Source organism: Streptomyces angustmyceticus (assembly GCF_040701845.1).
Lineage (GTDB): Bacteria > Actinomycetota > Actinomycetes > Streptomycetales > Streptomycetaceae > Streptomyces > Streptomyces angustmyceticus_A.
On record NZ_JBFBHQ010000024.1, the window covers coordinates 77,134 to 89,090 of the forward strand.

The 11,957-nt window shown below is 70.8% G+C and carries 10 protein-coding genes; 5 read left to right on the forward strand and 5 right to left on the reverse strand.

Annotated elements, in window-relative coordinates:
- Positions 1-73: 73 nt before the first annotated feature.
- Positions 74-1,267 (reverse strand): RtcB family protein, encoded by a 1,194-nt coding sequence (locus AB0411_RS31115; protein WP_366420605.1) that lies wholly within the window; start codon positions 1,265-1,267, stop codon positions 74-76.
- A gap of 162 nt (positions 1,268-1,429) precedes the next feature.
- Here AB0411_RS31115 and AB0411_RS31120 point away from each other — a divergent pair, with 162 nt between their 5' ends.
- The 3 genes from AB0411_RS31120 to AB0411_RS31130 all read left to right on the forward strand — a co-directional run bounded on the left by AB0411_RS31120 (position 1,430) and on the right by AB0411_RS31130 (position 4,645).
- The gene (locus AB0411_RS31120; protein ID WP_366420606.1) at positions 1,430-2,323 is read left to right on the forward strand and encodes a hypothetical protein; all 894 of its coding nucleotides are present in this window, start codon (positions 1,430-1,432) and stop codon (positions 2,321-2,323) included.
- 210 nt (positions 2,324-2,533) lie between these two features.
- Positions 2,534-3,238 (forward strand): DUF3558 domain-containing protein, encoded by a 705-nt coding sequence (locus AB0411_RS31125; RefSeq protein ID WP_366420607.1) that lies wholly within the window; start codon positions 2,534-2,536, stop codon positions 3,236-3,238.
- 150 nt (positions 3,239-3,388) lie between these two features.
- The gene (locus AB0411_RS31130; RefSeq protein WP_366420608.1) at positions 3,389-4,645 is read left to right on the forward strand and encodes a DUF2637 domain-containing protein; all 1,257 of its coding nucleotides are present in this window, start codon (positions 3,389-3,391) and stop codon (positions 4,643-4,645) included.
- Positions 4,646-5,403: 758 nt separating this feature from the next.
- On the opposite strand, the gene AB0411_RS31135 is transcribed toward AB0411_RS31130, so the two are convergent.
- Together AB0411_RS31135 and lysS are read right to left on the reverse strand one after the other, a co-directional pair.
- Positions 5,404-5,628, reverse strand: coding sequence for a hypothetical protein (locus tag AB0411_RS31135; protein ID WP_366420609.1), 225 nt, complete (start codon positions 5,626-5,628; stop codon positions 5,404-5,406).
- A gap of 124 nt (positions 5,629-5,752) precedes the next feature.
- Positions 5,753-7,480: a lysine--tRNA ligase gene (lysS, locus tag AB0411_RS31140; RefSeq protein WP_366420610.1), complete on the reverse strand. Its 1,728-nt coding sequence runs from the start codon at positions 7,478-7,480 to the stop codon at positions 5,753-5,755.
- A gap of 173 nt (positions 7,481-7,653) precedes the next feature.
- Here lysS and argS point away from each other — a divergent pair, with 173 nt between their 5' ends.
- Together argS and bla are read left to right on the forward strand one after the other, a co-directional pair.
- Entirely contained in the window at positions 7,654-9,429 is a 1,776-nt protein-coding gene (argS, locus tag AB0411_RS31145) for an arginine--tRNA ligase (RefSeq protein ID WP_366420611.1), read from the forward strand.
- Between the two features lie 117 nt (positions 9,430-9,546).
- Positions 9,547-10,488, forward strand: coding sequence for a class A beta-lactamase (bla, locus tag AB0411_RS31150; RefSeq protein WP_366420612.1), 942 nt, complete (start codon positions 9,547-9,549; stop codon positions 10,486-10,488).
- 30 nt (positions 10,489-10,518) lie between these two features.
- Here the strand turns inward: bla and AB0411_RS31155 are convergent, their stop codons facing one another.
- Both AB0411_RS31155 and hemB read right to left on the reverse strand, forming a co-directional pair.
- Positions 10,519-10,704, reverse strand: a complete 186-nt coding sequence (locus AB0411_RS31155; RefSeq protein WP_336054505.1) for a CsbD family protein — start codon at positions 10,702-10,704, stop codon at positions 10,519-10,521.
- Between the two features lie 148 nt (positions 10,705-10,852).
- Positions 10,853-11,842, reverse strand: coding sequence for a porphobilinogen synthase (gene hemB / locus AB0411_RS31160; protein ID WP_366420613.1), 990 nt, complete (start codon positions 11,840-11,842; stop codon positions 10,853-10,855).
- Positions 11,843-11,957 lie beyond the last annotated feature (115 nt).

Below are 11,957 nucleotides of genomic sequence, written 5' to 3' on the forward strand. Positions count from 1 at the left end.
CCGCCACGCACCAAGGGCGGCCCGGCGCACACCGCGCCGGACCGCCCCGGGTATCAGCCCGCCGAACTCCCGCTCAGCCCTTCACACACACCACCTGCTTGAGCTTGGCCACGACCTCGACCAGGTCCCGCTGCTGGTCGATGACCTTCTCGATCGGCTTGTAGGCGCCGGGGATCTCGTCCACCACACCGGAGTCCTTACGGCACTCCACACCCCGCGTCTGGTCCTCCAGGTCCCGGGTGGAGAACCGCTTCTTCGCGGCGTTCCGGCTCATCTTGCGGCCGGCGCCGTGGGAGGCGGAGTTGAAGGACGCGGCGTTGCCCAGTCCCCTGACGATGTACGAGCCGGTGCCCATGGAGCCCGGGATGATGCCGTACTCGCCGCTGCCCGCCCGGATCGCGCCCTTACGGGTCACCAGCAGGTCCATGCCGTCGTACCGCTCCTCCGCCACATAGTTGTGGTGGCAGGAGATCACCGGCTCGAACGTCGGCCTGGCCTTGCTGAACTCCTTGCGGACGACGTCCTGGAAGAGCGCCATCATCACGGCCCGGTTGTGCTTGGCGTACTCCTGCGCCCAGAACAGGTCGTTGCGGTACGCCGCCATCGGCGGGGTGTCCGCGATGAAGACGGCGAGGTCGCGGTCGACCAGGCCCTGGTTGTGCGGCAGCTTCTGCGCCTGCCCCATGTGGAACTCGGCGAGCTCCTTGCCGATGTTCCGGGAGCCGGAGTGCAGCATCAGCCAGACCGCGCCGGTGTCGTCGAGGCAGAACTCGATGAAGTGGTTGCCGCTGCCCAGCGAACCCATCTGCTTCGTGGCGCGCTCCTGACGGAACTTGACCGCGTCGGCCACCCCGTCGAACCGCGACCAGAAGTCTCCCCATCCCGCCGTCGGGTAGCCGTGCAGCCGTCCCGGGTCGACCGGATCGTCGTGCATCCCGCGCCCCACCGGAATCGCCTGCTCGATCTTCGAGCGGAGCCGGGAGAGGTCGCCGGGCAGGTCGTTCGCGGTGAGCGAGGTCTTGACCGCGCTCATCCCGCAGCCGATGTCCACACCGACCGCCGCCGGGCAGACCGCGCCGTGCATGGCGATCACCGAACCGACCGTGGCGCCCTTGCCGTAGTGGACGTCCGGCATCACGGCGAGGCCCTTGATCCACGGCAGGGTGGCGACATTGCGCAGCTGCTGCATCGCGACGCCCTCGACCGTGGCCGGATCCGTCCACATCCGGATCGGCACCTGCGCGCCGGGCACCTCGACGTACGACATGACTTCCCCATTCCCCCGAATTTATGAAAAACGCAAAAGCCGGACAATTTATCCGATCTTGGACGGCGAACCGGCGTTTGCGGCAAGACGTGCGATAGACATTGTGTCCATCGGCCGCCGACCGGCGGCAACCGCATTTCACAGGGGAAGGAGCCGCGAACGATGCCACGGAAGCCGTTCACACCCGGTGCCGCACTGGTCGTGGCCGTGGCGCTGGCCGCCGGTCTCGCCGGCTGCAGCGACGACTCCGGCCCCGACGGCAGCGCCGCCGACGCCAAGGGCGGCACCGCCGCCTCGTCGAGCCAGGCGGCCGAGCCGGGCCGCTACCAGACCCTGCCGGAGGCCTGCGGACTGCCCTCGCGCCGCGCCATCCGCGGCATGCTGCCCGGCGACGGCCAGCCCCTGTCGAGCGCCGACGCCAAGAAGATCTACGGCGGCCAGGCCGACATCACCTATGACACCGACCGCCGCGTCGGCTGCCACTGGACCCGCGAGACGACCGCGGGCACCCGCCACCTGAGCCTGGACATCCAGCGCGTGGTCTCCTACGACTCCGCCGTCAGCGACGACGACAAGGCGCAGGGGATCTACGACAAGAAGGAGCTGGCCGCGCAGATACCGTCCGGCGGCGCCGGCTCCCCCTCGCCCGCCGCCCCGTCCCCGTCCGCCTCCAAGGGCAAGGACAAGGGCGAAGGAGCCGTCGCGAACGGCTCGAAGGACAAGGACGCGAAGGGCAAGAGCTCCTCGGACAGTGTGGGCAAGGCCCCCTCCGGGAGCCCCTCGCAGGCGTCCGGCCCGAGCACGGACCCCGACGGCTCCACCGCCCCGCGCGTCCTGGACGACCTCGGTGACGCGGCCTTCCTCAATGACAAATTGGTCACAGCGGACTCCGGAGTGCACCGTGACGTCACTGTGGTCTTTCGCACGTCGAACGTCATCGTGCAGCTCACCTACGACCAGTGGTCCACGGACAAGTCGATGTTGCCGGACAGCCAGGAACTGCAGGACAAGGCCCGTTCGCTGGCCACCGAGCTGACCGACAGCCTCAGCGAATAGTCCGGTTCGGGCCTATTGACCGCTTTGCCGGTCCCGGGCGGGAAACGGCCGATTCACCCGGTGCGCTCATCGACATGAATCGGTCACCCACCTCGCCACGCCGCGTACCGTGCCGTCTAGCCCTGCCCCGTACGCGAGGCGGGGCGGGTCCCACGGCCACCACCCCCGGCCGTGCCCGCCGACAAGACGACGACGAACAGCGAAGGAACCATGCACCGTTCAGCCAAGCGACTCGCCAGCCTTCTCACCTGCGCAGCAGTACCGGTGCTGCTCGTCGCCGGCTGCTCCGGCTCGGACAGCGACAGCTCCGGTGACGCCTCCTCCGCCGCCTCCAGCAGCGCCAAGCCGTCGCCGACCGTCGCACCCGCGAAGTTCAAGACGCTGCCGAACCCGTGCGAGGCGTTCTCCAAGGACACCATCAAGAAGATGCTGCCCAAGGCGAAGGACGCCTCCGGGGACCGCGGCAAGTCCACGGACAACGCCTCCCACGGCACCTGCTCGTGGACCAGCTCGGACGAGAAGGGCGTCGACGGCACCCAGTGGCGCTGGCTGGACATCGGCTACCAGCGCTACGACTCCGACCCGGGCGTCGGCAGCGGCGACAAGCGCGCCACGGACTTCGCCACCAAGCAGATAGCCGAGGCGAAGGCCACCAAGGGCGCCAAGAAGCTCTCGACCGTCCGGACCTCCGGCACCGGCGACGAGGCGACCGCGATCACCTATGACGTGAAGCGCGACGGCACCAACTTCAAGAACACCACCGTCGTCGCCCGGACCGCCAACATCGTCGTGACGATCAACTACAACGGCGCGGGCCTGGCCGGCGCGGACGCCCCCAAGAGCGCCGACCTGCTCAAGCAGACCCAGGCCGCCGCCAAGGAAGCGGTCACCGCCGCCGCCAAGGCCAACAGCTGACCGAACCCCCAGCGCCCGGGCCCGTCTCGGCCCGGGCTCCGGGCCGCCGCCCAGGGGCCTTCACCGGGCTCCGCCCGTACCGGCACACGTCCGCCCGCCGGCATGTGCCAGGCTGTCGCTCGCAACAGACCGACTGGGAGGGGTCCTCGGGTGGCCGCGCCACTGAAGCTGACACGCACACACCGGATACTCATCGGCGTGGTCATCACCGGCGCGGTGGCCATCGCCGCCATCGGCTTCGCCGGCTCCTACGCGGCCGTGCGCGAACTCGCCCTGAAGAAGGGCTTCGGCACCTTCGCCTACTTCTTCCCGCTCGGCATCGACGCGGGCATCTGCGTGCTGCTGGCCCTGGATCTGCTGCTGACCTGGATCCGCATGCCCTTCCCGCTGCTGCGGCAGACGGCGTGGCTGCTGACGGTCGCGACGGTGGCGTTCAACGCCGCGGCGGCGTCCGATCCGCTGGGCATGGGCATGCATGCCGTCATTCCGGTGCTGTTCGTCGTCACCGTCGAGGCCGCCCGGCACGCCGTCGGGCGGATCGCCGACATCACGGCGGACAAGCACATGGAGGGCGTGCGCCTCACGCGCTGGCTGCTGGCGCCCGTCCCGACGTTCCTGTTGTGGCGGCGGATGAAGCTGTGGGAGCTGCGGTCCTACGACGCGGTGATCAAGCTGGAGCAGGAACGGCTCGTGTACCAGGCACGCCTGCGTTCGCGGTTCGGGCGGAGCTGGCGCCGCAAGGCTCCCGTGGAGTCCCTGATGCCGCTGCGGCTCGCGCGCTACGGGGTGCCGCTGGCGGAGACCGCTCCGGCGGGGCTTGCCGCCGCGGGCATCGAACCACAGCTGCTGCCGGCGCCACGGCAGTTGATGACACCCGCCGTGGAGCCGAAGGCCCAGGGGCCGGAGCAGGAGCCGGAGCCGAGGGCCCAGGAACCGGCCGGGGCCGAGGAGTTGCCGAGCCAGTGGTTCGCGGCCCCGCAGCAGGTGACGTACCGGGGCGACTACGACCCGGCGTACCTCCCCGAACAGGAGCATCGAGCCTCGTCCGACGAGCACCAGCAGGTGCCGGCGCACGAGCAGGCCCCGGTACCCGCGCCGCGCCCGCCGGAGCCCGAGCCACAGGTCCCGGTGCCGAACGGTGCAGGTGGGACGCGCCCGCTCGGCAAGGGCACCCCGCAGGCGGGGCCGCAGCCCGCTCCGGCACCGGCCGCGGCCCCGACCGACGAGGACCTCTACCAGGTGTTCCGCCACTCGATAGAGGGCGAAGGCATGCCGACCCCGGGCGCGTTCGCGGCGAACCTGGAGGCCCAGTACGGGATCCGGCTGCGGTCGCGGGACCTGAACCGCCGCATGGACCAGTTCAGCGACCGCCTCAACGCGGAGCTGATGGACGAGCACATCGCGTGACGCACCCGCCGGGCACCTCGCAGACCGGGTGTCCGGTGCACGGCAGCGTGTCAGTGCCCTTGCCGTATCCCGCCCGGTGGCGAAGTCCTCGACCGGAAACCAGAATGGAAGGGGGTTGCCGACGAGCGATCACTTGCCCCCGCGCGAGGAGTGACGCTTCGTCTTAGGCAAAGCAGCACTCTCTCTCCTCAAGACGACGCCTCGCTCCCGTGGCCCAGCAGCCGCTGGTCGAAGCCGAGCGGAAGCAGCGAGTTTTGAGGTGACAGTATGTTCCGAATCATCACGCAACTACTTCTGGCCGCAGCCGTTTCCACGTCGATCGCGCTAGGTGTGGCACCAGCAGCGTCAGCGAGCGCGCCCGGCAGCGCAGCGGCCTCGGCATCGCAACTGCCCGGCGCACCCTGCCCCGATGCCTCCGGCCGCGACTGCACTTCCCCCGGCACGGGCACGTGCCCCCCGAATGACCCGAGCGGGCGGGGACCGGAAAATCCGGGCTGTACCGCATACCCGTGGCTTCGTTCATGAGCGGCGTTCGTCGGCGGGTTCCGGAGGCAGTGGGCGAGGAGGCGGTGGCGGGCAACCGGCTCCTGGGCATCGAGGAGAAGTGACAGCACTGACGTGACCGCGAACGCGGAACGGCCGGCCGCCCGTCGGGAAGACCACCCGCCGGGAGGACCGGCCGTCGAGGCAGGTGCCCGAACCGCTGTGCCTGCGCGGCGTCGGCGTCGGCCGCTTGGCCCCTCCCCGCCGAACGCCCCCTAGACCGCCCCGGCCCCCGTCTGCTTCCCCTGCTTCGCCTTGCGCTTGGTGTCCACGTCCCCCCATACGGCCAGCGCCGCACCGGCCGCGAAGAGGCCGGCATAGGCGACCGACGGCAGATCGAACCAGTGCGGCAGAAGTCCCCAGGCGTGGTCGAAGAAGACCTGACCGATGAATCCCATGACGCCCTGGATCATGATGACGAAACCTAAGATTCCCCTCATGGCTCCAGCGTGAAGGGTCCGGCCCCGGGAGTCCTCGTTCCCGGGGCCGAACCCTTCTCATCCCTCGGTCGGAGACCACACCGGGGTGTCTACGACTCCACGGCAACGGCGCTCCGACGGCCCGTCATCCGCCGAGCAGCTTGCGCACCCGGTCGGCGCCGACGGCCAGCAGCAGGGTGGGCAGCCGCGGACCGGTGTCCCGGCCCACCAGCAGGTTGTAGAGCAGGGCGAAGAAGGCCCGCTGCGCGACCTTCAGCTCCGGGGTCGGCTTGGCGTCCGGCTCCAGGCCCGCCTGGACCTTCGGGACGCCGTAGACCAGGGTGGTCAGGCCGTCCAGCGACCAGTGCTCGTCGAGGCCGTCGAGCAGCAGCCGCAGCGAACCGCGGGCCTGCTCGTCGAGGGTGCCGAGCAGCTCCTCGTCGGGCTCGCCGCGGACGATGGTGCGCTGCTCGGCCGGGACCTGGGTGTTGATCCAGTACTCGGCCTTGGCCAGCCGCGGCCGGGTCTCCTCCAGCGAGGTGACGGGGTTGTCCGGGTCCAGCTCGCTCAGGATGCGCAGCGTCTGCTCGTCGTGGCCCGCGGTGATGTCCGCGACCGAGGCGAGCGTGCGGTACGGCAGCGGGCGCGGGGTGCGGGGCAGCTCGCCGGCGGCGGTGCGGGCCGCGCGGGAGTACGCCGCGGCGTCGGCCGGCAGCGCCGTGTCGTCCGCGACCTTGGCCTCCAGCTTGTCCCACTCGTCGTAGAGCCGCTGGATCTCCTGGTCGAAGGCGATCTTGAAGGACTGGTTGGGCTTGCGGCGGGCGTACAGCCAGCGCAGCAGCGGCGCCTCCATGATCTTCAGCGCGTCGCCGGGGGTCGGCACCCCGCCGCGCGACGACGACATCTTGGCCATGCCGCTGATGCCGACGAAGGCGTACATGGGCCCGATGGGCTGCGCGCCGTCGAAGATCTGCCGGACGATCTGGCCGCCGACGACGAAGGACGAGCCCGGCGAGGAGTGGTCGACACCGGACGGCTCGAAGATCACGCCCTCGTAGGCCCACCGCATCGGCCAGTCGACCTTCCAGACCAGCTTGCCGCGGTTGAACTCGCTCAGCCGGACCGTTTCGCCGAAGCCGCACGCGGTGCAGGTGTAGGCGAGCTCGGTGGTCTCGTCGTCGTAGGAGGTGACCGTGGTCAGGTCCTTCTCGCACTGCCCGCAGTAGGGCTTGTACGGGAAGTAGCCGGCCGAGCCGCCGCTGCCGTCGTCCTCGGCGGCCGCGCCCGAGCCCTCGGCGGCCTCCAGCTCGGCCTCGTCGACGGGCTTCTGCGACTTCTTGGCCGGGGCCTTCTTCGTGCGGTACTGGCCGAGGATCGCGTCGATGTCCGCGCGGTGCTTCATCGCGTGCAGGATCTGCTCGCGGTAGACGCCGGAGGTGTACTGCGCGGTCTGGCTGATGCCGTCGTACTCGACCCCCAGCTCGGCGAGCGCCTCGGCCATGGCGGCCTTGAAGTGCTCCGCCCAGTTCGGGTACGCCGAACCGGCCGGGGCCGGCACCGCGGTCAGCGGCTTGCCGATGTGCTCGGCCCAGGCCTCCTTGTCGACGCCCGCGACGCCGTCCGGAACCTTGCGGTAGCGGTCGTAGTCGTCCCACGAGATGAGGTGACGGACCTCGTAGCCGCGGCGGCGGATCTCATCGGCGACGAGGTGCGGGGTCATGACCTCGCGGAGGTTGCCGAGGTGGATCGGGCCGGACGGGCTCAGGCCCGAGGCGCAGACGACCGGTTTGCCCGGGGCGCGGCGCTCCGCCTCGGCAATGACCTCGTCCGCGAACCTGGAGACCCAGTCGGTCTCGGTGCTCTGCTGAGCCACGATCGGCCTTCCTCTTCCTGATGATCCTTATTGCGCCGTCTTGCGCGTTCGACGCCCAAAAGCCTGACGGTGCCCATTCTCCCAGACGAAAAATCAGTGGTAGTGCCGTGGGATACTCATTGGCAAACCCTTTCCCCTCCGACGACACCTCCCTCTGGAAGAGAGCTCTTTCCATGGCCTCGGTCACTTCTCTCGCAGCTTCGGTCCACCAGCGCGTCGCGGACGCCCTCTCGGCAGCCCTGCCGGAGGCCGGCACCGCCGACCCGCTGCTGCGCCGAAGCGACCGGGCGGATTTCCAGGCCAACGGCATGCTGGCGCTCGCCAAGAAGCTCAAGGGCAACCCGCGGGAGCTGGCCGCCCAGGTGGTCGCCGGCATCCCGACGGGCGACAGCGGCGCGGTGATCAAGGAGATCGAGGTCTCCGGCCCCGGCTTCCTCAACATCACCATCGCCGACGAGGCGATCATCAAGACCCTCGCCGAGCGCGCCGCCGACGACCGGCTGGGCGTGCCGTACGCCGCCGGCGCCGGGACGACCGTCATCGACTACGCCCAGCCGAACGTGGCGAAGGAGATGCACGTCGGCCACCTGCGGTCCGCGGTGATCGGCGCGGCGATGGTCGAGATCCTGGAGTTCACCGGCGAGAAGGTGATCCGCAGGCACCACATCGGCGACTGGGGCACCCAGTTCGGCATGCTCATCCAGTTCCTCATCGAGCACCCGCACGAGCTGGACCACAAGGGCGGCGAGGTCTCCGGCGAGGAGGCCATGTCGAACCTCAACCGGCTCTACAAGGCGTCGCGCGCGCTCTTCGACTCCGACGAGGAGTTCAAGGAGCGGGCCCGGCAGCGGGTCGTCGACCTCCAGGCCGGCGACGCGGAGACGCGGGCCCTGTGGCAGCGGTTCGTCGACGAGTCGAAGATCTACTTCTACTCCGTCTTCAACAAGCTGGACATGGACATCCAGGACCCCGACGTCGTCGGCGAGTCCGGCTACAACGACATGCTGGAGGAGACCTGCCGGCTGCTGGAGGAGTCCGGCGTCGCGGTGCGCTCCGAGGGCGCCCTCTGCGTGTTCTTCGACGACGTCAAGGGCCCGGACGGCAACCCCGTCCCGCTGATCGTCAAGAAGTCCAACGGCGGCTACGGCTACGCCGCCACCGACCTCTCCGCGATCCGCGACCGGGTGCAGAACCTCTCCGCCGACACCCTGCTGTACGTCGTCGACGCCCGGCAGTCGCTGCACTTCAAGATGGTCTTCGAGACCGCCCGCCGGGCCGGCTGGCTGAACGACAAGACGCATGCCGTCCAGCTGGCCTTCGGCACGGTCCTCGGCAAGGACGGCAAGCCGTTCAAGACCCGTGAGGGCGAGACGGTGCGGCTGGTGGACCTGCTCGACGAGGCCATCGACCGGGCGACCGCGGTGGTCCGGGAGAAGGGCGAGCCGATCGGCCTGACCGAGGAGGAGATCACCGGCAACGGCGCGCAGGTCGGCATCGGCGCCGTGAAGTACGCGGACCTGTCGACGTCGGCCAGCCGGGACTACAAGTTCGACCTGGACCAGATGGTGTCGCTGAACGGCGACACGTCGGTGTACCTCCAGTACGCCTACGCCCGGATCCGGTCGATCTTCCGCAAGGCCGGTGACACGGCCCCCGCGGCGCACCCGGAGCTGCCGCTGGCCCCGGCCGAGCGGGCCCTGGGCCTGCACCTCGACCAGTTCGGCGAGACCGTCGCCGAGGCCGCCGCGTCGTACGAGCCGCACAAGCTCGCCGCGTACCTCTACGGCCTGGCCTCGCTGTTCACGACCTTCTACGACCAGTGCCCGGTCCTGAAGGCCGAGGGCGGCCCGGACCAGATCGCGAACCGGCTGTTCCTGTGCGAGCTGACCGCCCGCACCCTCCACCAGGGCATGGCGCTGCTCGGCATCCGGACGCCCGAGCGGCTCTGACCCGCGCGCGTCGTCCGGCCGCCGCCGCGTCCCGCCGTCGCCTACGCTCCTGCCACAACGGCCCCGTACTCCACAGGTGTTGTACGGGGCCGTTCAGGTCTCACGGGAGGGGCAGCGATGCAGCGAGCAGCACACCAGAGCGGCCGGCCGGCCACGCCCGCCGGCGGCCCGCCCCGGCGCGCCGCGCTGGGCACCGGAGCCGGACTGCTGGCGGCGGGCCTCCTGGCGTCCGCCACCCCGCCCGCGGCCGCGCGGTCCCGCACCGCCCGCACGCCGTACGCGGCGCTGCGCCGGCTGGAGCACGCGCACCGGGCACGGGTCGGCGCCTTCGCCCACAACACCGTCACCGGCGCGACGGTCGCCTACCGCGCCCACGCCCGCGTCCCCCTCTGCTCGGTCTTCAAGACCCTCGCCGTCGCCGCGGTGCTGCGCGACCTCGCCCGCCACGGGGAGACGCCGGCCCGCCTCATCCGCTACACCGGCGCCGATCTCGTCGACAATTCGCCCGTCACCGAGCAGCACGTCACCACCGGCATGACGGTCGCCGGCCTGTGCGCCGCCGCCCTCCAGCGCAGCGACAACACGGCCGCCAACCTCCTGCTGCGCGAACTCGGCGGTCCGGCCGCCGTCACCGCCTTCGCCCGCTCCCTCGGCGACCGCACCACCCGCCTCGACCGCTGGGAGCCGGACCTGAACTCGGCCGAGCCGTGGCGGACGACGGACACCACCAGCCCCGCCGCCATCGGCACCGCCTACGCCCGGCTGCTGGTCGGCGACGCGCTCCCGCCGTCGGACCGGGGCCGGCTGACGGCCTGGATGACGGCCAACGAGACCAGCACGAACCGCTTCCGCGCCGCCCTGGACGAGGACTGGACCGTCGCCGACAAGACGGGCACCGGCTCCTACGGCACCGGCAACGACGTGGGGGTGGCCTGGACACCGGACGGCACCCCGATCGTGCTGGCCGTGCTCACGGGCAAGACGGAGCAGGCCGCGGACGCCGACGATCCGCTGATCGCGAGCGTGACACGGGTGCTCGCGCAGGCCGTCACCGGCTGAGCGGGCCGCGGGGCCGGATCGGCCGGCGCGTCAGTGCTGCCAGGGCCTGCGCACCGCGTCCTTGACCTTCTCGCTCGCGTCCAGCCCGTGCCCGGCGGTCTTCTCGGCCTTGCCCTCCGCCTCCAGCTTGCGGTTGTGCGTGGCCCGGCCGACGACTTCCTTCATGGCGCCGATGACCTGCGCGCCCTTGGCCTGCATCTTGCGCTTGGCAGTCATGGTTACCCGCTCCTCTGCCGGTCGGGGTCTTCCTTGACAACCGGTCCGTGCCCGGCGTGCGGCGGACAAAACCCGGTACGTGCGACGAAGCTCCCGCCCCGGGGCCCGGGACGGGAGCTTCGGCAACGGCGCGGGCGGCCGGGGCGGCTCACAGCCCCCGCGCGACCTCCGTCGCCCAGTACGTGAGGATCATGTCGGCACCGGCCCGCTTGATGCCGGTCAGCGCCTCCAGGATCGCCTTGTCCCGGTCGATCCAGCCCTTCTCGGCGGCCGCCTCGATCATCGCGTACTCACCCGAGATCTGGTACGCGGCGACGGGCACGTCCACCGTCTCCGCGACCTTCGCCAGCACGTCGAGGTACGGCAGCGCCGGCTTGACCATGACCATGTCGGCGCCCTCCTCCAGGTCGAGCGCCAGCTCGCGCAGCGACTCGCGGAGGTTGGCCGGGTCCTGCTGGTAGGTCTTGCGGTCGCCCTTGAGCGACGAGCCGACGGCCTCCCGGAAGGGCCCGTAGAAGGCCGAGGAGTACTTCGCCGTGTAGGCGAGGATCGAGACGTCCTCGTGGCCGGTCTGGTCGAGCGCGTCACGGGCGACGCCGACCTGCCCGTCCATCATGCCGCTGGGGGCCACGACATGGACGCCCGCGTCGGCCTGGACCTGCGCCATCTCGGCGTAGCGCTCCAGCGTCGCGTCGTTGTCGACCCGCCCCTCGGCGTCCAGGACCCCGCAGTGGCCGTGATCGGTGTACTCGTCCAGGCACAGGTCCGACATGATGACGAGGTCGTCGCCGACCTCGTCCCGCACGTCACGGATGGCGACCTGCAAGATCCCGTCCGGGTCGGTGCCCGCCGTACCGGCAGCGTCCTTCTTGGCGTCCTCCGGCACCCCGAACAGCATGATCCCGGCGACCCCGGCGTCGACCGCCTCCGCGGCGGCCTTACGGAGCGTGTCGCGGGTGTGCTGGACGACGCCCGGCATCGCGGAGATCGGCACCGGCTCGCCGATGCCCTCCCGCACGAACGCGGGAAGGATCAGGTCGGCGGGGTGCAGCCGGTGCTCGGCCACCATCCGCCGCATCGCGGGCGTGGTACGCAGCCGCCGCGGCCGCGCACCGGGAAAGCTTCCGTACGTCGTCATACCGCCCACGCTACGCCCGCTTTGCCCGTGCCTTTGCCGACGCTCAGTCGGCCATGGCCCGTCCGGCACGTCGGCGCCGTCCTGCGCCCGCACGCCGTCACCAGGGGAGCGAGGG

Excerpts from the sequence above, each read along its gene's own strand:
- AB0411_RS31115 (WP_366420605.1), bottom strand. The coding sequence starts at position 1,267 with ATGTCGTACGTCGAGGTGCCCGGCGCGCAGGTGCCGATCCGGATGTGG.
- AB0411_RS31120 (WP_366420606.1), top strand. The coding sequence starts at position 1,430 with ATGCCACGGAAGCCGTTCACACCCGGTGCCGCACTGGTCGTGGCCGTG.
- AB0411_RS31125 (WP_366420607.1), top strand. The coding sequence starts at position 2,534 with ATGCACCGTTCAGCCAAGCGACTCGCCAGCCTTCTCACCTGCGCAGCA.
- AB0411_RS31135 (WP_366420609.1), bottom strand. The coding sequence starts at position 5,628 with ATGAGGGGAATCTTAGGTTTCGTCATCATGATCCAGGGCGTCATGGGA.
- argS (WP_366420611.1), top strand. The coding sequence starts at position 7,654 with ATGGCCTCGGTCACTTCTCTCGCAGCTTCGGTCCACCAGCGCGTCGCG.
- bla (WP_366420612.1), top strand. The coding sequence starts at position 9,547 with ATGCAGCGAGCAGCACACCAGAGCGGCCGGCCGGCCACGCCCGCCGGC.
- AB0411_RS31155 (WP_336054505.1), bottom strand. The coding sequence starts at position 10,704 with ATGACTGCCAAGCGCAAGATGCAGGCCAAGGGCGCGCAGGTCATCGGC.
- hemB (WP_366420613.1), bottom strand. The coding sequence starts at position 11,842 with ATGACGACGTACGGAAGCTTTCCCGGTGCGCGGCCGCGGCGGCTGCGT.